15 protein-coding genes are annotated in these 18,146 nt (G+C 75.0%); 9 read left to right on the top strand and 6 right to left on the bottom strand.

Going from position 1 to position 18,146, the window contains the following annotated elements; translation table 11 throughout:
• Window positions 1-137 precede the first annotated feature (137 nt).
• Complete coding sequence (locus tag IE118_RS17490) at window positions 138-2,489, top strand: hypothetical protein (RefSeq protein ID WP_189558853.1); 2,352 nt, start codon at window positions 138-140, stop codon at window positions 2,487-2,489.
• A gap of 10 nt (window positions 2,490-2,499) precedes the next feature.
• Here IE118_RS17490 and IE118_RS17485 read toward each other — a convergent pair whose 3' ends face one another.
• The 3 genes from IE118_RS17485 to IE118_RS17475 form a co-directional block, all read right to left on the bottom strand.
• Window positions 2,500-4,935 carry a right-handed parallel beta-helix repeat-containing protein gene (locus IE118_RS17485; RefSeq protein WP_189558852.1) on the bottom strand — a complete coding sequence of 812 codons (2,436 nt, stop codon included), beginning with the start codon at window positions 4,933-4,935 and terminating at the stop codon, window positions 2,500-2,502.
• Between the two features lie 326 nt (window positions 4,936-5,261).
• Window positions 5,262-6,089 carry an MOSC domain-containing protein gene (locus IE118_RS17480; protein WP_189558851.1) on the bottom strand — a complete coding sequence of 276 codons (828 nt, stop codon included), beginning with the start codon at window positions 6,087-6,089 and terminating at the stop codon, window positions 5,262-5,264.
• 43 nt (window positions 6,090-6,132) lie between these two features.
• On the bottom strand, window positions 6,133-6,561 hold the full coding sequence (locus tag IE118_RS17475) for a DUF6643 family protein (protein WP_189558850.1): 429 nt from the start codon (window positions 6,559-6,561) through the stop codon (window positions 6,133-6,135).
• Window positions 6,562-6,858: 297 nt separating this feature from the next.
• Between IE118_RS17475 and IE118_RS17470 the strand changes: the two genes are divergently transcribed.
• Window positions 6,859-8,124 (top strand): TerD family protein, encoded by a 1,266-nt coding sequence (locus IE118_RS17470; RefSeq protein WP_189559114.1) that lies wholly within the window; start codon window positions 6,859-6,861, stop codon window positions 8,122-8,124.
• A gap of 7 nt (window positions 8,125-8,131) precedes the next feature.
• Here the strand turns inward: IE118_RS17470 and IE118_RS17465 are convergent, their stop codons facing one another.
• Entirely contained in the window at window positions 8,132-9,325 is a 1,194-nt protein-coding gene (locus IE118_RS17465) for a glycosyltransferase (RefSeq protein ID WP_189558849.1), read from the bottom strand.
• Between the two features lie 39 nt (window positions 9,326-9,364).
• On the opposite strand from IE118_RS17465, the gene IE118_RS17460 reads away from it, so the two are divergent.
• From IE118_RS17460 to IE118_RS17430, 7 genes are all read left to right on the top strand, one after another.
• Window positions 9,365-10,159 (top strand): glutamate racemase, encoded by a 795-nt coding sequence (locus IE118_RS17460; RefSeq protein ID WP_189558848.1) that lies wholly within the window; start codon window positions 9,365-9,367, stop codon window positions 10,157-10,159.
• 50 nt (window positions 10,160-10,209) lie between these two features.
• Entirely contained in the window at window positions 10,210-10,755 is a 546-nt protein-coding gene (locus IE118_RS17455) for a hypothetical protein (RefSeq protein WP_189558847.1), read from the top strand.
• 103 nt (window positions 10,756-10,858) lie between these two features.
• Window positions 10,859-12,469 (top strand): apolipoprotein N-acyltransferase, encoded by a 1,611-nt coding sequence (lnt, locus tag IE118_RS17450; RefSeq protein WP_189558846.1) that lies wholly within the window; start codon window positions 10,859-10,861, stop codon window positions 12,467-12,469.
• Between the two features lie 256 nt (window positions 12,470-12,725).
• The gene (locus tag IE118_RS17445) at window positions 12,726-13,205 is read left to right on the top strand and encodes an NUDIX hydrolase (protein WP_189558845.1); all 480 of its coding nucleotides are present in this window, start codon (window positions 12,726-12,728) and stop codon (window positions 13,203-13,205) included.
• Window positions 13,206-13,259: 54 nt separating this feature from the next.
• Complete coding sequence (locus tag IE118_RS17440; protein ID WP_189558844.1) at window positions 13,260-14,060, top strand: 3-hydroxybutyrate dehydrogenase; 801 nt, start codon at window positions 13,260-13,262, stop codon at window positions 14,058-14,060.
• A gap of 87 nt (window positions 14,061-14,147) precedes the next feature.
• Window positions 14,148-16,136: a helix-turn-helix domain-containing protein gene (locus tag IE118_RS17435; protein WP_189558843.1), complete on the top strand. Its 1,989-nt coding sequence runs from the start codon at window positions 14,148-14,150 to the stop codon at window positions 16,134-16,136.
• An 83-nt stretch (window positions 16,137-16,219) separates the two neighbouring features.
• Window positions 16,220-16,450: a hypothetical protein gene (locus IE118_RS17430; RefSeq protein WP_189558842.1), complete on the top strand. Its 231-nt coding sequence runs from the start codon at window positions 16,220-16,222 to the stop codon at window positions 16,448-16,450.
• 27 nt (window positions 16,451-16,477) lie between these two features.
• On the opposite strand, the gene IE118_RS17425 is transcribed toward IE118_RS17430, so the two are convergent.
• Both IE118_RS17425 and IE118_RS17420 read right to left on the bottom strand, forming a co-directional pair.
• Window positions 16,478-17,035: a dihydrofolate reductase family protein gene (locus IE118_RS17425; RefSeq protein WP_189558841.1), complete on the bottom strand. Its 558-nt coding sequence runs from the start codon at window positions 17,033-17,035 to the stop codon at window positions 16,478-16,480.
• Window positions 17,036-17,110: 75 nt separating this feature from the next.
• On the bottom strand, window positions 17,111-17,869 hold the full coding sequence (locus IE118_RS17420; protein ID WP_189558840.1) for a 3-keto-5-aminohexanoate cleavage protein: 759 nt from the start codon (window positions 17,867-17,869) through the stop codon (window positions 17,111-17,113).
• Window positions 17,870-18,146: the final 277 nt, after the last annotated feature.

Here is an 18,146-nt window from a genome sequence, read left to right as displayed (position 1 = left end):
GTGGTGCCGTGCCGGGCGCATGTCCGCGACACGAATCGGGGAGATCGGGTGACGAGGGGTGTGCACCGTCCCGTCACACGAGATCCTGTGGCCGCACGGACGGGTCCGACGGGGCGTCACGGGGGAAGTGCGAATCAGTGGAAAGCGCGCAGCAGCACGGAACGGCCGAGGGGGACGGCGGTCCCGCCACCCGGCCCGCGGAGTCCGGGACCGCCCTGGAGCTCCTGGTCCACGGGGTGGGCGGCACCACCCCCGAGCAGATGCTCGGTGATCCGCGCACGGTCCGGATCACCGGTGACGACGTCGCCGCCGTGTTCCGCCGGGCCGACGACGCCGACGCGGAACGCAGGCCCGCCGGGGACCGCGAGGGACCCGTGCCCGAGGCGTACGTCTGGTGCAACCTCACCTCCGGCAACGGCTCCCGCGCCCTGTGGCTGCTGCTGCTCCCCTTCATGGTCGTCAACCTCGCCCACTGGATGCGCCCCGCGGCCCGCGGCAGCCGCCGCCCGGTCCGGCTGTACGGCCTGCTGGTCCGGCTGACCGGACTGAGCCTGACGGTGCTGCTCGTCGCGGCCGCCTGCGAGGTCGCCCTGGACCTGACCGCGTGGCAGTGCGCGGGGACCCGCGCGTGCGCCGACCGGCACTCCTGGCTGGGATTCCTCTCGCCCGGGATCTCCGACGGTGGCTGGTGGAGCGCACCGGGCCGCAGGCTGGCGCTCGCCGCCCTGATTCCCACCGCCCTCACCGCGCTGCTGTGGTTCCTGTCCCGCCGCACCTGGAGCGCGTACGAGTCCCAGCAGCCGATGACCCAGGACCCCGAGCCCGGGGACGTCGGCGCTCCCACCGCACTGAGCCGGCCCGGCTTCTGGTACGGCCGGCGCCTGGGCGCCCGGCTGCGCGCCGCGCACACCGCCGCCGGACTGCTGACGGTCGCCGCCGCCGTCGGCTCCGCCGCCGCCCGGTACGACCGCGAACCGGGCAGCCCGGCCGCCCTGGCCGTCCTCGGCGCGCTCCTGGAGGCGGCCCTGGCCGCCGCGGCGGGCGCCGCGGTGTGGGTGGTCTGCCGCCGGGGCCGCAGCGAACGCCGGGCGGACGGCGCACTCGACCGGCACCTGGTGCGCGGCCTGCCCCTGGCCGCCCTCGTCCTGCTCGCGCTCAGCGTGCTCTACGCGGGCTGGGAGCGCCCCGGATGGGAGTCGTCGGGCCGGCTGCCGGGCGACGCCACCTTCGGCGCCCTCGCCCTCGCGCAGGGCCTGCTCGTGATCGTCCTCGCCGGGGTCGCCCACGCCCTGCACCGCACCGACCCCGACCGGCGCTCCGCGATGCGGGGCCTGGCCGGACCGGCCGTCGCCATGCTGGCCTGCGCGCTGGGCGGCGTGATGTCCGGGGGTGTCTCCCAGCGCGTGGCCGACTGGCTGGACGGCACCGGCACGTCCGTGCCCGGGCCGCCGGTGCTGCTCACCTGGCAGGCCTCCGTGATCCCCCCGCTGCTGGTCGTGCTGCTGGTGATGTGCGGCTGGCTGGCCCGCCGCGCCTGGCGGATCGCCCGCGCGGAACGCGCGGCGGTGGAACGCGAGTACGCGGGTGAGACGGGCGACCCCGGCCGCACCCGCCGCATCGCCTCGGTCCGCGCCATGGCCGCCCTCACCGACCGCGGACCCCGCATCCTCGCCGTCACCTCCGCCGCCACCCTGCTGCTCGGCGCCGGTGCCCTCGTCGGCGCCCTCACCACCGACCGGACCCCCGGCGAGGCGACACGGGACTCCTACGCCGTGGTCCACGGCGCCGCCGAGACCGCGCAGGCGCTGGGCTCCTGGCTGATCGGACTCGGCTTCATACTCTTCGTGACCTGGGGCCGCCGGGCGTACAGGGACGCCTCCGCGCGGCGCACCATAGGCATCCTGTGGGACGTCGGCACCTTCTGGCCGCGCGCCGCCCACCCCTTCGCACCGCCCTGCTACGCGGAGCGGGCCGTGCCCGACCTGACCTGGCGGATCGCCACCTGGACCCGGTCCACCGGCGGCCGGCTGGTGCTCTCCGGCCACTCCCAGGGCAGCGTCCTGGCCGCCGCCGCGGCCTGGCAGCTCCCGCCGTCCGTCCGCAGGCGGGTCGCCCTGCTCACCTACGGCTCCCCGCTGGAGCGGCTCTACGGCCGCTGGTTCCCCGCCCACTTCGGCCCCGACGCCCTCGGCGCCCTGCACCGGGAGGTCGACTGCTGGCGCAACCTCCACCGGCGCACCGACCCGATCGGCGGCCCGGTGCGGCTGCCCGGCGACCGCGGCCCGGACGTGGACCGCCCCGCGCTCAGGGACCCCCTCGCCTACGGCCGCACCGAGGCCCACCCGCTGCCCGCGCCGATCCTCGGCCACTCCGACTACCAGGCCGACCCGGCCTTCGCGGAGGAACGCCGCCGCCTGCTGGCCCGGCTGCGGCCCGGGGTGCCGGCCCCGCGGCACACGGAGGAGCCGGGCGGCGGTCCCGCCGCCTGAGCGAGCCGGTTCAGCGCGCGGGGGGCAGGTCCTCGGCGTAGAGCAGGGTCAGGTCGTCCGTGGTCGGCTCGCCGAGCTGGGCGACCCGGCCGGCGTGCCGCTCGACCATCGCCTCGAAGGTCTGCCGCGCGGTGCGCCCGTTGCCGAACGCGGGCCCCTTGGGCATCTGCGTGAAGTACGCCAGCAGGGCCTCGGCGGCGCCCGGCGCCAGCCGGTACTCGTGCTCCTCCGCCTGCTGCCGCACGATCCGCAGCAGTTCCTCGGGGCCGTAGTCGCCGAAGGTGATCGTCCGTGAGAAACGCGACGCCACACCCGGGTTGACCGACAGGAACCGCTCCATCTCGGCCGTGTAGCCGGCGACGATCACCACGACCGCGTCCCGCTGGTCCTCCATCAGCTTCACGAGCGTGTCGATGGCCTCCTTGCCGAAGTCACGCCCGGCGTCCTCGGGGGAGAGGGCGTACGCCTCGTCGATGAAGAGCACACCGCCGCGAGCCCGCTCGAACGCCTCCTGGGTGCGGATCGCCGTGGAACCGATGTGCTCGCCGACCAGGTCCACCCGGGACACCTCCACCAGGTGCCCCTGCTCCAGCACCCCGAGCGAGGCGAGGATCTCGCCGTACAGCCGGGCCACGGTGGTCTTGCCGGTGCCGGGGGAGCCGGTGAACACCAGATGCCGCTTGACCGACGCCGCCTTCAGCCCGGCCCGCTGCCGGCGCCGGCCCACCTCGATCATGTCGGTGAGGGCGCGCACCTCGCGCTTGACGCTCTCCAGTCCGACCAGCGCGTCGAGTTCGCCGAGCACGTCCTTCGGGGAGCGGGCCGGCGGCTCGGCGGCGGGCGGGACCGGCGCGGCCGGCTCGCCCGTCCGGGCGGCGGGGACCGTGCCCAGCAGACCGGGGGAACCGCCCGTCGTCTGCACGGCCGGCTCCGGCGGCGCGGGCGGCCGCAGGCTGCCGCTCTCGTCGCTCGTGCAGTCCTCGACGACCGGACCGCCCGTGCCGGACGCCGCGTCCCCGCCCTCGGCGAACTCGTAACCACCGCGCGCGCAGCGCTCCGTACGGCACTTGCGCAGCGTCGTGCGGCTGCCGTCGATCACATGGAAGCCGTATCCGCCGCTGCCCGTGACCCGGCAGTTCACGAAGGTGCCGCGGCCGCCGGCCGAGACGTAGACGCCGGCCTCGGCCGGCGAGGCGACCGTGCAGCGCTCCACGGTCGGGTCGGCGCCCTTGGTGACGATCACGCCCGTCTGCGTACCGTCCACGGTGCAGTTGCTGAGGACGCCGCCGCTGCCGTGGTCCCGGAACCACGCGCCGGTGGCCGCCTCCCGGATGCGGCAGTCGTCGAGCTGCGCGGTCGCGCCGTCGCTCACCGACACGGCCGTGTTGCGCACCTGCGACAGGTCGCTGTCGACGACGTCCGCGCGGGAGCCGCGGTCGAGGACGAACAGCGCGTCGGGCACGTCGTGCACCCGGCAGGACTCCAGGACGGCCGTGGCGCCGTCGCTCACCCACACCGCCGGGTAGTCACCCGTGCTGTCGAAGATCTCGCACTGGTTGGCGTCCACGCGCGTGCCCGGGTCCCACACCGACAGGCCGTTGCGGCCGAACTGCCGCACCGTGGTGCGGGTGAGGGTGAGCACCGAGCGGGACCGCAGGTCGATCGCGTTCTCCGGGATCTCGTGGATCCGGCAGTCGGCCAGGGTCAGCACCGCGTCCGTGTCGAGCGTGATGCCGTCCCCGGTCGTACGGTGCACGTCGCAGTCGGTGAGGTGGGCGGTGGCGCGGGCGGTCACCTGGACGCCGCTGCCCCGCACCTCGTACACCTCGCAACCCACCGCCTCCAGCGCCGAGTTCTCCCCGGTCGCGGTCAGGCCCGAGCCCGCGGCGTGGTGCACCCGGCAGCGCTCCAGCCGCGGATGGGCGCCGCCGCGCACGGCGACCCCCGCCTGCCCCGCGGACACCACCTCGCACTCCTCGAACACCCCGCCCGCCCCGTCCAGGACGGCGATGCCGATCCCCGCCGGGTTGTCGACCGTGCAGCGGCGCACGGTGGGCCGGGCGCCGCCGCGCACCTCTATGCCGGCCGCGGAGCGGGAGACCACGCGCACGTCGCGCAGCTCCGGTGTGCCCTCCTCGACGAGCACGGCGGGAGCGGTGGCGTCCTGCCCCTCGACGTGCAGGTCCCGCACCACCGCCGAGGCGCGCACGGTCAGCGGGACACCGTCCGCGGGCGCGATGCGCACCGAGCCGGGGGAGCCCTCCGGGCCGCGCAGTGTCACCGCCCGCTGGACGACGAGGTTCTCCCGGTAGGTGCCGGGGGCGACGGTGAGCACGTCGCCTTCGGCCGCGGCCTCCAGGGCGGCGGCGAGCGATGCGTACTCACCCGTGCGGCGCCGCCACCTCGATGTGCCGGTGTGCGTCACCTGGACCGTGCCCTGTGCCATGGCTGAGCTGTGCCCCCACCTCGTCGTACTGATGGCTCGTTCCCGCCCGTGCTCCCGCCGATCGGTTCGGCCGGACCACCGTAGCGTGCGCGCGGGCGCCGGGTTGACCGGAGCGGGAACGCCGTTCAGCTGCCGGCACCGGTGCTGCCCGGTGCGGACCCGCCCGCTCCCACCCGGCGTACCGGCGGCGCACCGTCCGCCGCAGGGCCGGCCGTCCGTACCCCCTTCGCCGCTTCCCGGTGGCTCCCCGAGCCGGTTCCCGCGGAACGCCCGTCACAGGCCAACGGGTGGGGCGGCGAAGCGGTTCCCCGGGGACGCGAGGGGAGTCACCGGCGGGGCTCGACGCGATCGCCGGTCCGGATGGTGCCGCGGGCGAGCGGCACCAGGTTCTGTCCGAAGACGAGCTTGCCGTCGAGCCGCTGACGGGCGGCCAGCGAGTGCAGGGGCTCCTTCCCGCGCCGGGCGGTGTGCTGGTCGGTGGTGGTCACCACGCACCGGCCGCTGGGCTTGGCGACGCGGAAGGGCACCTCACCGATGGTGACGTGGGTCCACCGGTCCTCCTCCCAGGGATCGGTGCCCTCGATCACCACGTTCGGCCGGAAGCGGTCCATGGGCAGCGGGCCCTCGGCCCGGTGCGCGCCCTTGGCGATCAGGGAGTTGAGACCGGCGAGGGAGGCGGTCGTGGTGAGCAGCAGCGGATAGCCGTCGGCGAAGGAGACCGTCTCGCCCGGCAGGGCGAACTCGGGGTCCACGGGCCGCCGCGTGGCCGGATCGTCCAGGTGCACCAGTCGTACCGGAACGCCGAGGAAATCGCTGCACCAGGCGTGCACGGCGCCGTCCTCCGCGGGGACCGCCTCCACCTTGTCCCCGAAGAGCACCACCGGGACCGTCCTGCCCGGCGCCGGCACGGCCGCCGTCACCGGTGCGGTGCCGGGCGCCGACAGCACGACGCCGCCGCCGGGCAGCAGCTCGGCGGCGGCCAGTGCGAGACGGGGGTGGCGACGCTGTGTGACGACCCTTCCCCCGTCGTCGACCAGCATCCAGCGCCGGTCCCCGGCCGGACCCCAGGGCTCCACGAGGACCTCCCGGAGCGCCAGGCTCCGGAAGGCCTTGACCGGGTGGATGTGCAGCGAGAGCAGACGCGCGTTCCCCATGGGGCCATCGTGCCACCCGGCACCGACAACCCCGGCGGACCGCTCAGTACCCGCGGTACTGCTGCTGGTTGTACGGATCCTGGTACGGCGCCGGGACCGGCCGGGGGGCCGCAGGGCGCATCGCCTCGTAGCCGGCGGGCGGGACCGGGCGCGGCGGCTGCGGCTGCGGGCCGGGGTAGCCGCGCGGCGCGGTCGCCTGCTGCGGGATGTAGGCGGTGTGCGCCTGATGGAGCGGCGCGGGCTGCGGTGCCTGCGGATACCCGTAGGCGGGCTGGGACGGGGCCGCCGGGAGGGCGGGCAACGCCGAGGGAAGCGCGGGCAGATGACTGACCGGAGCCTCGTACGCGGCGGGAACCCGGATCGGGGCGATCTGCGGGGTGCCCCGCTCGGCCACGAGCGAGTCGTAGATCGGGGTGTCCGGGAAGGAGGCGGAGTAGTAGCCGCCGCCATAAGTGGAGCGGGGGGAGGTCATGGCACATAAGTTAAGCCCACGATGTGCTTTTGGGGAGACCGGTAAGAGGGTTGTTTTCTGCGCCCGCCGTGACCTGGCCGCATCAATGTGAGCGAACGGGGCGTAAACGGGCAATCCGCCGGGCGACGTTCGCGTAAAGGCCGAGTTCCGGGCCGGTTACCGGCGGTTGGCCCCCGGGATGTCCCCGCGCTCCCCGTGGGCCTTCCCGGCCCGGGGGAATAGGTTGTGCGGACGAAGAACGACGGATGCCGGGACCTCACCTGGCGCGGGCGACCCGTGATGGGGGCGGACATGTCAATGTCGAAGGGATCGAACACACCGGTGCCGACCACGGCGCTGCGGGTGGAAGTGGGCTGGCGTTCGGGCCCGGGCGTACCGGACGCCGACGCCTCGGCGCTCCTGCTGGCCGGCGGGAAGGTCCGCTCCGACAGCGACTTCGTCTTCTACAACCAGCCCTCCCACTCCTCGGGCGCCGTGCGGCACGAGGGCAAACGGGACGCCGGGGGCCGGACCACCGACACCCTGCTCGTCGACCTCACGCGCGTGGAGCCGGGCATCGAGACGGTGATCCTGGCCGCCTCCTCCGACGGCGGCGCGTTCGGGCGGGTCCCGGATCTGTACATCGAGGTCAAGGACGCCGCGAGCGGCACGCCGGCCGCGCGCTTCGACAGCGCGGGAGCGACGACGGAGACGGCGTTCGTGCTCGGCGAGTTCTACCGGCGCCAGGGCGCCTGGAAGTTCCGCGCCGTGGGGCAGGGGTACAGCAGCGGACTCGAGGGCCTCGCCACCGACTACGGCATCACCGTGGACGAACCCCAGCACGCCGCCCCGCCGGCCCCGGTGCCGCCCGTCGCGCCCCCCGTCACCGCGCCACCGCCCCCGGCGGCCCCGCCGGCGGCCCCGCCCCCGCCGGCCGCGCCGGTCCGGCTGACGAAGGTCACGCTCACCAAGGCCGCCCCCTCGGTCTCGCTGACCAAGCAGGGCGCCACCTCCGGCGCCCTCCACGTCAACCTCAACTGGCAGGTCCGCAAGCAGTTCTCCGGCTGGGCGGCCAAGCTGGGCCGCCCCGTCGCCATGCACGCCGACCTCGATCTCGACCTGTGCGCCCTGTTCGAACTCACCGACGGCAGGAAGGGGGTCGTCCAGGCACTCGGCAACGCGTTCGGATCCCTGCACCAGCCCCCCTTCATCCACCTGGACGGCGACGACCGCACCGGCGCGGTGTCCACGGGCGAGAACCTCACCGTCAACCTCGACCACAAGCACCACTTCCGGCGCATCCTCGTCTTCGTCACCATCTACGAGGGCGCCCGCTCCTTCGCCGACCTGCACGCCACGGTCACCCTCCAGCCGCAGCACGGCGCGGCGATCGACTTCTCCCTCGACGAGTGCACCGTCCCCTCCACGGTCTGCGCCCTCGCCCTGATCACCAACACCGGCGGCGGTGAACTCGTCGTCCAGCGCGAGGCCCGCTACCTCGTCCCCGAACGCGGGGTGAGCCCCCAGCGCACGGTCGATCACGTCTACGGATGGGGCATGAACTGGACCCCGGGCCGCAAGTGAGGGCAGGTCAGCCCTCGTCCGGCAGGGGCTCGGGCCGGGCGTAGGTGCGGCCCTTCCAGGCCGCGCCGTGTCCCCGGTGGTGCCGCACGGCCGAGTCCACCGTCATCAGCAGGTACAGCGCCGCGGTGAACGGCAGCAGGGGAGCGAGCCACCACGGCTGCCGGTAGTACCGGAGCATCGGGACGTACGTCCCCGTCATCACCAGCCAGGCCGCCGCACCCAGGAGCGCGGCGGCCGCGCTCCCCGTCGCGGTGCCCGCGGCCACCGCGACGGGCGGCACCAGGTAGACCAGCGCCAGCCCGGCGACCGTACCGGCCAGCAGCAGCGGGCTGTGCCGCAGCTGTGCGTACGCACTGCGCGACACCATGCGCCACAGATCGCCCAGCCGCGGGTACGGGCGCACGCTGTCCACCCCGTCCGCGAGCCCCAGCCACACGCGTCCGCCGCTCCGCTTCACCGCGCGGGCCAGGGCCACGTCGTCGATGACGGCCTGCCGGATGGCGTCGGGGATCCGCGCCCGCGCGGCGGCCGCGGCGCGCAGCAGCACGCACCCCCCGGCCGCGGCCGCCGTCCGGGTGCCCTCCCGCGCGATCCACCGGAACGGGTAGAGCTGCGCGAAGAAGTAGACGAACGCCGGCACGACCAGCCGTTCCCAGGGACTCTCCACCCGCAGCCGGGCCATCTGCGACACCACGTCGAACCCGCCGGTACGCGCGGCCGCCACCAGCCGGCGCAGGCTGTCCGGGGCGTGCGCGATGTCGGCGTCCGTCAGCAGCACGTACTCGGGGTCGCGCTCGGACGCCCGGGCGAGGCCGTGCCGCACCGCCCACAGCTTGCCGGTCCAGCCGGCGGGCGGCTCGCCCGGTGTGTCCACCGTGAGCGGCAGACCGCCGTGCCGCCGCGCGAGGTCGCGCGCGAGCTCTCCGGTGCCGTCGGCGCTGCCGTCGTCGACGAGGAACACCTCCGCCCGGCCCGGGTAGTCCTGGGCCAGCAGCGACGGCAGGCTCAGGGAGAGCACCGCCGCCTCGTCGCGCGCCGGCACCACCACGCACACGTCCGGCCATGCCCGCGGGTCCCGCAGCGGCGGGAGCCGGACGTCCGTACGCCAGAACCAGCCCTGGCGGAGCAGCAGCCACAGCCAGGCGACGAGGGATCCGGCGGCACTCCACACGAGGGCGCTCACGTGCGCAGTGTGCCCCACGGCACGGCTCCCGAGCGGCTCATCGTCTATCGTGGCCGGGTGAAGATCGCGCTCATGGACTCCGGTATCGGACTGCTGGCGGCCACCGCCGCGGTACGGCGTCTGCGTCCCGACGCCGATCTCGTGCTCTCGCTCGACCCCGAGGGCATGCCCTGGGGACCGAGGACCCCGCAGGACCTCACCGAGCGTGCCGTCGCCGTCGCCGGCGCGGCGGCCGCCCACCGCCCCGACGCGCTCATCGTCGGCTGCAACACCGCCACGGTGCACGCCCTCACCGCCCTGCGCGCCCGCCTCGAACCCGGCCTGCCGGTCATCGGCACCGTCCCGGCGATCAAGCCGGCCGCGGCGGGCGGCGGCCCGCTGGCGATCTGGGCCACACCGGCCACGACCGGCAGCCCCTACCAGCGCGACCTCATCGAGAACTTCGCCGGGGGCGTGGGCGTCACCGAGGTGCCGTGCTGGGGGCTGGCGGAGGCGGTGGAACGGGCGGACGGGACGGCGATCGACGCCGCGGTCGCCGCGGCCGCCGACCTCACCCCGGACGACGTGACGACCGTCGTCCTCGGCTGCACCCACTACGAACTCGTCGCCGAACGCATCCGGGCCGCGGTGCAGCGCCCCGGCCGCCCGCCGCTCGCCCTGCACGGCTCCGCCGGGGCGGTGGCCGCCCAGGCCCTGCGCCGCCTCGGCGCGCGGCCGGCCCCCGCGGCACCGGCGAGCGGCACGCTGACGGTACTGCTGAGCGGACGCGAGGGCACCCTGCCCGCGGCCGCCCTCACCTACGCCGAGGGCAGGCTGCTCCAGCCACTCGCCCCCGCCCGGACGGCGCAGTAACGCTCCGCCACGAGGTAGCCGCTCAGCGAATCCTGAGTAACCTCAAAGTCATGAGGGATCCCCGCCACGGCGAGCACGCCCCGCACACCGAGGTCTGGACCGGCCGCGCCACCGGCCGCCTCCAGTGGCTGCTGGCGCTGATCGGCGCCGCCTGCATGGCACTCGGCATCGCGCTGGCCGTCGACTCCGCATGGACGTCCGACGCCGCACCGCTCGCCATGGCCGTCGTCGGCTGCATCGCCGCCGGGCTGCTCGTCCTCTACGGCACGCTCGCCTTCGTGCACGTCGCGCTGCGGGTCGACGAGGACCACCTGGAGGTGCGCTGCGGGCACATCGGCCTGCCGCGCCGCCGCATCCCGCTGTCGCACGTCGCCGGTGCGGAGTTCGCCCCCCACGTCACCCCGCGGCACTGGGGCGGCTGGGGGTACCGCTGGCGGCCCGAGAAGGGCACGGCGGTCGTCGTGCGCCGCGGCGAGGGGGTGGTCCTGCGCCTGTGGGACGGCCACACCTTCACCGTCACCGTGGACGACGCGGAAGCGGCGGTGACCGTCATCCGCGACCGCCTCCGCCCCCACGCACCGGGCACCACCCACTGAACCGGCCGCTCACCCCGGCGGCGGGAACGGACCGGGCGTCCCGCCGCCGGGAGGCGACCGGCCGCGCTGTCGGCCGCCAGGTCACCCGCCGTAGACTCCCGGAGTGACCGTCACCGCAACTTCCGTCGGCGCGTCGGACCCGATGCCTCCGCAGACCACGCCGTCCGCGCGGGGCGCGCGCCTCGTCCGTCTCCTCCCGGCCGCCGCAGCCGCGCTCTCGGGCGTGCTCCTCTACGTCAGCTTCCCGCCGCGCACCCTGTGGTGGCTGGCGCTGCCCGCCTTCGCCGTCTTCGGCTGGGTGCTGCGCGGCCGGAGCTGGAAGGCGGCGCTCGGCCTCGGCTACCTCTTCGGTCTCGGCTTCCTGCTGCCGCTGCTGGTGTGGACCGGGGTGGAGGTGGGCCCCGGCCCCTGGATCGCCCTGGTGGTGATCGAGGCCCTCTTCGTCGCGCTGGCCGGCGCCGGTGTCGCCGCGGTGTCGAAGCTGCCGGGATGGCCGGTGTGGGCGGCGGCGCTGTGGATCGCCGGTGAGGCGGCCCGCGCCCGCGTGCCGTTCAGCGGTTTCCCCTGGGGGAAGGTCGCCTTCGGCCAGGCGGACGGATTCTTCCTGCCGCTGGCCGCGCTCGGCGGCACCCCGGTGCTGGGCTTCGCCGTCGCGCTGTGCGGCTTCGGCCTGTACGAGACGGTCCGCCTCGCCGTGCGGGCCCGCCGCACGGGGACGCTGCTCCGGCCCGCGGCGGCCGTCGCCGTCCTCTGTGCCGTCGTCCCGGTGGGCGCGGCGCCGGCGTCCAGGGTGCTGGTCAGCGACAGGGCGGAGGCCGGCACCGCGACCGTGGCCGTCATCCAGGGCAACGTGCCCCGCCTGGGGCTCGACTTCAACGCCCAGCGGCGTGCCGTCCTCGACCACCACGCGCGGGAGACCGAGCGCCTGGCCGCCGAGGTCGCGGCGGGACGGGCCGAGCGGCCGGACGTCGTGCTCTGGCCGGAGAACTCCTCCGACATCGACCCCTTCGTCAACGACGACGCGCGCGACGTCATCGACCGGGCGGCCAAGGCGATCGACGCGCCCATCTCGGTCGGCGGCGTGGTCTCCAGGGACGGCAGGCTGCTCAACGAGCAGATCCTCTGGGACCCGGCGAAGGGCCCCGTCGACACCTACGACAAGCGGCAGATCCAGCCCTTCGGCGAGTACCTGCCGCTGCGCTCGCTCGTCGGGGCGATCAACGAGGAGTGGACCTCGATGGTCCGCCAGGACTTCAGCCGGGGCGACGAACCCGGTGTGTTCCGGATGAACGGCGCCGGGGTCGGTCTGGTCACCTGCTACGAGGCCGCCTTCGACTGGGCGGTGCGCGACACGGTCACCGCGGGAGCCCAGCTGATCTCGGTACCCAGCAACAACGCCACCTTCGGCCGCAGCGAGATGACCTACCAGCAGCTCGCCATGTCCCGGGTCCGCGCCGTGGAGCACAGCCGCGCCGTCACCGTGCCGGTGACCAGCGGCGTCAGCGCGGTGATCATGCCCGACGGGAGGGTCACGCAGAGGACCGGCATGTTCGTGGCCGACTCGCTGGTGCAGGAGGTGCCGCTGCGCTCCTCGCAGACCCCCGCCACCCGGCTCGGCGTCCTGCCGGAGGTCCTCCTGGTCCTCGTCGCCGCGGGCGGCGTGGGCTGGGCCGTCGCCACCGGGGCGCGCGCACGCCGCGGCGGCGACGCGTAGGCGCACCGCGTCCGAGGCGCGCGACGACGCGGGGGACGGCGCCGCCCACCACGCGGGCGTGCCCCGCCGGCACTCCGGCGTACCACGCCCGGCACTCCGGCGTGCGCCGTCCGGCGTCCCCGCGTCTGCGGTCCGGCGTCCCCGCCTCTGCGGTCCGGCGTCCCCGCGTCTGCCGTCCGGCGTCCCCGCGTCTGTGGTCCGGTACGCGCGCACACGTGCTCCGACGTGGCGCGGAGCACCGGTTAGGGTTCGCCGCATGGCTACTCCCGAGTTCCTGCGCGTCCTGCGTGCCTCCGCCGGTCACCAGCTGCTGTGGCTCCCCGGCGTCACCGCCCTCGTCTTCGACGACGAGGGCCGGATCCTCCTGAACCGCCGGTCGGACACGGGCAAGTGGGCGGTGATCGGCGGCATCCCCGACCCGGGGGAGCAGCCCGCGGCCTGCGCCGTGCGGGAGGTCGAGGAGGAGACCGCGGTGCGCTGCGTGGCCGAGCGCGTGGTGCTGGTGCAGGCGCTGAGCCCGGTGACGTACGGCAACGGCGACATCTGCCAGTACATGGACATCACCTTCCGCTGCCGTGCCGTCGGCGGCGAGGCCCGGGTCAACGACGACGAGTCGCTGGACGTCGGCTGGTTCGCCGTGGACGCGCTGCCGGAGCTGAACGAGTTCGCGCGCTTCCGGATCAAGCAGGCCATGTCCGACGCACCCACATGGTTCGACCCCACTGGAAGCGCCTGAACTGTGGGGCGCGACCACATGGGTCGGCCCGGGGCGGCTGCCTAGGGTCGATCCATGACCGCGCCCCCTGCCCCCACGGCCCTCCACGCCACCCCCCTCGACCTCGGTGGCCGCACCGCTCTCGTCACCGGTGCCGCCGGCGGCATCGGCCGCGCCTGCACGCTGCGGCTCGCGGCCGCCGGGGCCAAGGTCAGAGCCGTCGACCGGGACGGCGCGGGACTGGAGGCGCTCGCCGAGCACTCCCGGGACCTGTCCGGCACCGTCGAGCCGCACGTCCTGGACCTCACCGACCTGGACGCCGCCGAACTCGCCGCGGCCGGCACCGACGTCCTGGTCAACAACGCCGGCCTGCAGCTGGTCCGCCCCATCGAGGAGTTCCCGCCCGACGTCTTCCACACGGTGCTCACCGTGATGCTGGAGGCACCCTTCCGGCTCATCAGGGGCGCACTGCCCCACATGTACGGGCAGGGCTGGGGCCGCATCGTCAACGTCTCCTCCGTCCACGGTCTGCGCGCCTCTGCCTACAAGTCCGCCTACGTGGCCGCCAAGCACGGTCTGGAGGGGCTGTCCAAGACCGCCGCCCTGGAGGGCGCCGCCCGCGGAGTCACCTCCAACTGCGTCAGCCCCGCCTATGTGCGCACCCCCCTGGTCGAGAGGCAGATCGCCGACCAGGCCCGGGCGCACGGCATCCCCGAGGAACGCGTCCTGTCCGAGGTGCTGCTCCAGGACAGCGCGGTCAAGAGGCTGATCGAACCGGAGGACGTCGCCGAGGCGGTGGCCTACCTGTGCGGTCCGCGGGCGTCCTTCGTCACCGGCACCTCACTGGTCCTGGACGGCGGCTGGACCGCCCACTGAGACACCGGCCGTCAGCGGCCGGACGTCGGCCGGCGGGGTCGCCCACGGGCCTGACGGAGCGGCCGCGGGATGAGGAATCCTGTGAGCATGTCCCGCGAGCACCCGCAGTCCGCCGAGCGTTCCGCCCCCGCTGCCACGACAAAGGGCGGGGCCCGTCCCGGGGCCGGTTCCGCCTCCGGCGGCGCCGAGGCACCGTTCCTCGAGCTGCTGGCCCGGGGCGCCGCCGCCGAGGCGTACGAACAACCGGTGCTGCTCGCCCGCGCCGAAGGGATGTCCGCCGAGCGGATCACCGAGCTGGAGCGGGCCAAGCTGCTCGCCCTGCGGGTGCGGTCCGAGCTCGAGGGGCGGCGGCGCCGCGAGGCCGAGCTGTCGGCGCTGTTCGAGACCGCCCACGACCTCGCCGGACTGCGCGACCTGGACGCCGTGCTCCAGGCGATCGTGCAGCGCGCCCGCTCGCTGCTCGGCACCGACGTCGCCTACCTCAGCCTGAACGACCCGGCCAGGGGCGACACCTACATGCGGGTCACCGAGGGCTCGGTCGCCGCCCGCTTCCAGCAGCTGCGTCTCGGCATGGGCGAGGGCCTCGGGGGTCTGGTCGCCCAGACCGCCCGCCCGTACGTCACCGATGACTACTTCCGTGACGACCGCTTCCAGCACACCCACAGCATCGACACCGGGGTCCGCGACGAGGGCCTGGTCGCCATCCTCGGGGTGCCCCTGACCCTCGGGCACCACGTCATCGGGGTCCTCTTCGCGGCGGACCGCCGGGCCCGGGTCTTCGAACGTGAGCAGATCGCCCTGCTGGGCTCCTTCGCCGCGCTCGCCGCCGCCGCCCTCGACACCGCCAACCTGCTGGCGGAGACCCGCTCCGCCCTCGCCGGCCTGGAGCGCGCCAACGAGATCATCCAGGACCGCAGCGCCGTCATCGAACGTGCCTCCGACGTCCACGACCGGCTGGCGGAGCTGGTCCTGCGCGGCGGCGGGGTGCACGACGTCGCCGCCGCCGTCGCCGAGGTGCTGGACGGCACGGTCGAGTTCACCGAGGCCGCCGCGGCGCCCGCCCACGCCCTGGAGTCCTCACGCGCGGAAGGTCACGCGGTACGGCACGGGGAGGACTGGATCGCGGCCGTCGCCGCCGGCGGCGAACTGCTCGGCGCGCTGGTCCTGCGCGGCCACCCGGGCCTGGACCCCGTCGACCAGCGCACCCTGGAACGCGCGGCCATGGTGACCTCGCTGCTGCTGCTCGCCCGCCGCTCCGCGGCCGAGGCCGAGCAGCGCGTCCGCGGAGAACTGCTCGACGACCTGCTCGACGCCCGCGACCGCGACCTGCGCCTGCTGCGCGAGCGGGCCGTGCGGCTGCACGCCGACCTGGACGCCACCCACGCCGTCCTCGCCGCCCGGCTGGAGGGCGGCACCGCCGACGCCGACCAGGAGGCCGACGCCCGCAGACGCCTGTGGGCCGCCGCCTCGCACCTGGCGGCGACCGGGCGGGGCCTCGCCGCGGCCCGCGACGGCGGCACCGTCCTGCTGCTGCCGCTGACCCCCGGCGACACCGCCACCGGCCTGGCCCGCCGCACGGCCCGTCATCTGGCGGCGGCCGTCCACGAGCCGGTCACCGTCGGCGCCTCCGCCCCCGTCGAGCAGCTCACGGCCCGTCCCGACACCGTCGCGCGGGCCTACGCGGAGGCCCGCCGCTGCCTGGACACCCTCCGTCTCCTCGGCCGATCGGGCGACGGCTCCGCCGCAGAGGACTTCGGCTTCCTCGGACTCCTGCTGGCGGGGGAGCGGGACGTCGCGGGCTTCGTCGGCCGCACCATCGGCCAGGTCGTCGCCTACGACGAACGCCGGGGCACCGAACTGCTGCACACCCTCGATGCGTACTTCGCGTGCGGCATGAGTCCCGCCCGCACCAAGGACGCACTCCACGTCCACGTCAACACGGTCGCCCAGCGGCTGGAGCGCGTGGGCCGCCTCCTGGGCGACGACTGGCAGAGCCCGGCACGGGCGCTGGAGATCCAGCTCGCCCTGCGCCTGCACCGGATGTCCGGGCTCGCCCCGGCTCCCGACCGGACCTGACCCCGGCCGCACCCGGCGAGGCCACCGCCCGCACGGGCCGACACCCCGTCATGCGGGCGGCGGGCGGGGGTAGTCGGGCACGTATGAGTCTGCCCAAACCGATGAAGATCGCCCTGATCCTCGTGCTCACCTACGCCTGCAGCGTGCTGGTCATGCGGTACCGGCGGGACGGCATGGACTGGGAGCCGGCTCTCCTGATCGGACTGCTCGTCACGCCGCTCGTCCTGCTCCTGTCGTGGGGTCGGGACAGGCTGATGGACGGGGCGCGGCGAGCCGGCGAGCGGGCCAGGGACCGTCGGCGCGCGGCCCGGTGAACCCGCCTCCGGGGCGTCCGCCGCGGCTCAACGGGGCCGGTAACGGGCGTAGATCAGTCCGGTGCCGAAGACACGCTGCTCGACCAGACGGAGGTCCAGGCGCACGCCGTCGGGGAAGAAGCGCTTGCCGCCGCCGACCACGCTCGTGGTGACGAACAGGTGGTACTCGTCCACCAGGCCGGCCGCGATCGCCTGGGCGGCGAGGTTCGGGCCGTCGACGGTGAGGTCGGCCTCGGCCTCGGCCTTGAGCCTGCGCACCGCCTCCGGGTCGAAGGTCCGCTCGATCCTGGTCCGCGCACTGGACACCGACTCGAGCGTGGTGGAGTACACGACCTTCTGCGCGGCCCGCCAGTCGCGGGCGTACTGCAGGATGTGCGGCGGCCGGTCGGGCTCGCCGTGCACGGTTTCCCAGTACACCATCGTCTCGTACATCCGCCGGCCGTAGAGGTAGGTGCCGACGGGCCGGAAGAGGTCGTTGACGAAGGTGTGCACCTCCGGGTCCTCGGCCCCGGTGCCGAGGTCGCCCTCCGCCGCCTCGGCGTACCCGTCGAGCGAGGTGATCATCGAGTAGATGAGCTTGGCCATGTGACTCCTCCGTGTACGGGCGCACCGCTCGGCTGGTGCCCCCCCCGGGGGGATGACTGCCTCGCCACCGGGAACTCATCGCTCGGAGCCGGTGCCCGGCGGAGAAGCCTCCTCGGCTGCCCGTCGCATGATCCTCCGGGCCGCGCCGACCAGAGCGGCGTTCGTCCCGGCCGGTGTGCCGTCGGGCAGGCGGAGCACGTCCTCCAGGCCGATCCGCGCGTCCAGGTCACGGGCGGCGGCCAGACGGAGGACGGGCCACGCGGCGTCCTCCTCGCCGTGCAGCAGGACGGACGAGCCCGTGGCCGGGCGGAGTTCTCCGAGGAGAGCGGCCGCCGAGCGGACCGCGGTCCGCGGATCGGTGTCGGTGATCTCGGCCAGGACGCGCAGCACGCGGGGGGACTGCGGCCAGTCGAGGAAACGCCGTGCCGCGGAGGTCCCGGAGTAGATGCCGGCTTCGACGCCGACGCCCCGCTCCAGCAGGACGGCGGCGACCTCGGCCGCGCCGTCCTCGTGCCAGTTCACCGAGGCGTGGTCCGGCAGGACGGTCCACGACCGGACCTGGGCGGCGCGTGCCGCGGGATCCGGTGCGGCCCAGGCGCCGGTGGTCACACCGACGGGGACGCCGGGGACGGCGGCGCGCACGGCGGTGACGGCCGCGGCGACGGCGGCGGGGTCCAGCGTGTCCCGGCCGTCGGCGTCCTTGGGATGAAGGTGGACGTCCTCGGCGCCGGCGGCGACCGCAGCACGGACGGCCGACGCCAACTCCCCCGGTGTCACCGGAAGACGGGCGCATTCGGCACGGCTCCTCGCGCCGTTCGGACAGACCTGCAGCATGGACGTGATCCTCTCGCGCGGGCCGGACCTGCCGTGGCCCCTTCGTGGTCGTGGTCAGGAAGCGTCCGCGATCCTCTCGGCGATGCGGCCGAGCGCGGCGAGCTCCTCGGGGTCGAGCCGGTCGACGAAGTGCCGCCGTACGGAGGCGACATGGGTCGGGGCGGCCGCCCGGAGGGTCTCCCGCCCTGCCCGGGGCGGGGGACGACGGCGTGGTGGATCTGGCCAAGGCCGTCTCCTTCTGAGCGGGTGACGGTCCCGTCCGCCCGCGCCGGGCGGC

Origin of the sequence: Streptomyces pilosus (assembly GCF_014649835.1) — a bacterium.
In the GTDB taxonomy this organism is placed as follows: Bacteria; Actinomycetota; Actinomycetes; order Streptomycetales; family Streptomycetaceae; genus Streptomyces; species Streptomyces pilosus.
This window is presented reverse-complemented; position numbering and strand designations above follow the sequence as displayed.

What these genes read in the sequence shown, in the direction of transcription:
- IE118_RS17455 (WP_189558847.1), top strand. Translation starts at nt 10,210, where the DNA reads ATGAGGGATCCCCGCCACGGCGAGCACGCCCCGCACACCGAGGTCTGG.
- IE118_RS17485 (WP_189558852.1), bottom strand. Translation starts at nt 4,935, where the DNA reads ATGGCACAGGGCACGGTCCAGGTGACGCACACCGGCACATCGAGGTGG.
- IE118_RS17420 (WP_189558840.1), bottom strand. Translation starts at nt 17,869, where the DNA reads ATGCTGCAGGTCTGTCCGAACGGCGCGAGGAGCCGTGCCGAATGCGCC.
- IE118_RS17480 (WP_189558851.1), bottom strand. Translation starts at nt 6,089, where the DNA reads ATGGGGAACGCGCGTCTGCTCTCGCTGCACATCCACCCGGTCAAGGCC.
- IE118_RS17430 (WP_189558842.1), top strand. Translation starts at nt 16,220, where the DNA reads ATGAGTCTGCCCAAACCGATGAAGATCGCCCTGATCCTCGTGCTCACC.
- IE118_RS17435 (WP_189558843.1), top strand. Translation starts at nt 14,148, where the DNA reads ATGTCCCGCGAGCACCCGCAGTCCGCCGAGCGTTCCGCCCCCGCTGCC.
- IE118_RS17425 (WP_189558841.1), bottom strand. Translation starts at nt 17,035, where the DNA reads ATGGCCAAGCTCATCTACTCGATGATCACCTCGCTCGACGGGTACGCC.
- IE118_RS17470 (WP_189559114.1), top strand. Translation starts at nt 6,859, where the DNA reads ATGTCGAAGGGATCGAACACACCGGTGCCGACCACGGCGCTGCGGGTG.
- IE118_RS17440 (WP_189558844.1), top strand. Translation starts at nt 13,260, where the DNA reads ATGACCGCGCCCCCTGCCCCCACGGCCCTCCACGCCACCCCCCTCGAC.
- IE118_RS17475 (WP_189558850.1), bottom strand. Translation starts at nt 6,561, where the DNA reads ATGACCTCCCCCCGCTCCACTTATGGCGGCGGCTACTACTCCGCCTCC.
- IE118_RS17445 (WP_189558845.1), top strand. Translation starts at nt 12,726, where the DNA reads ATGGCTACTCCCGAGTTCCTGCGCGTCCTGCGTGCCTCCGCCGGTCAC.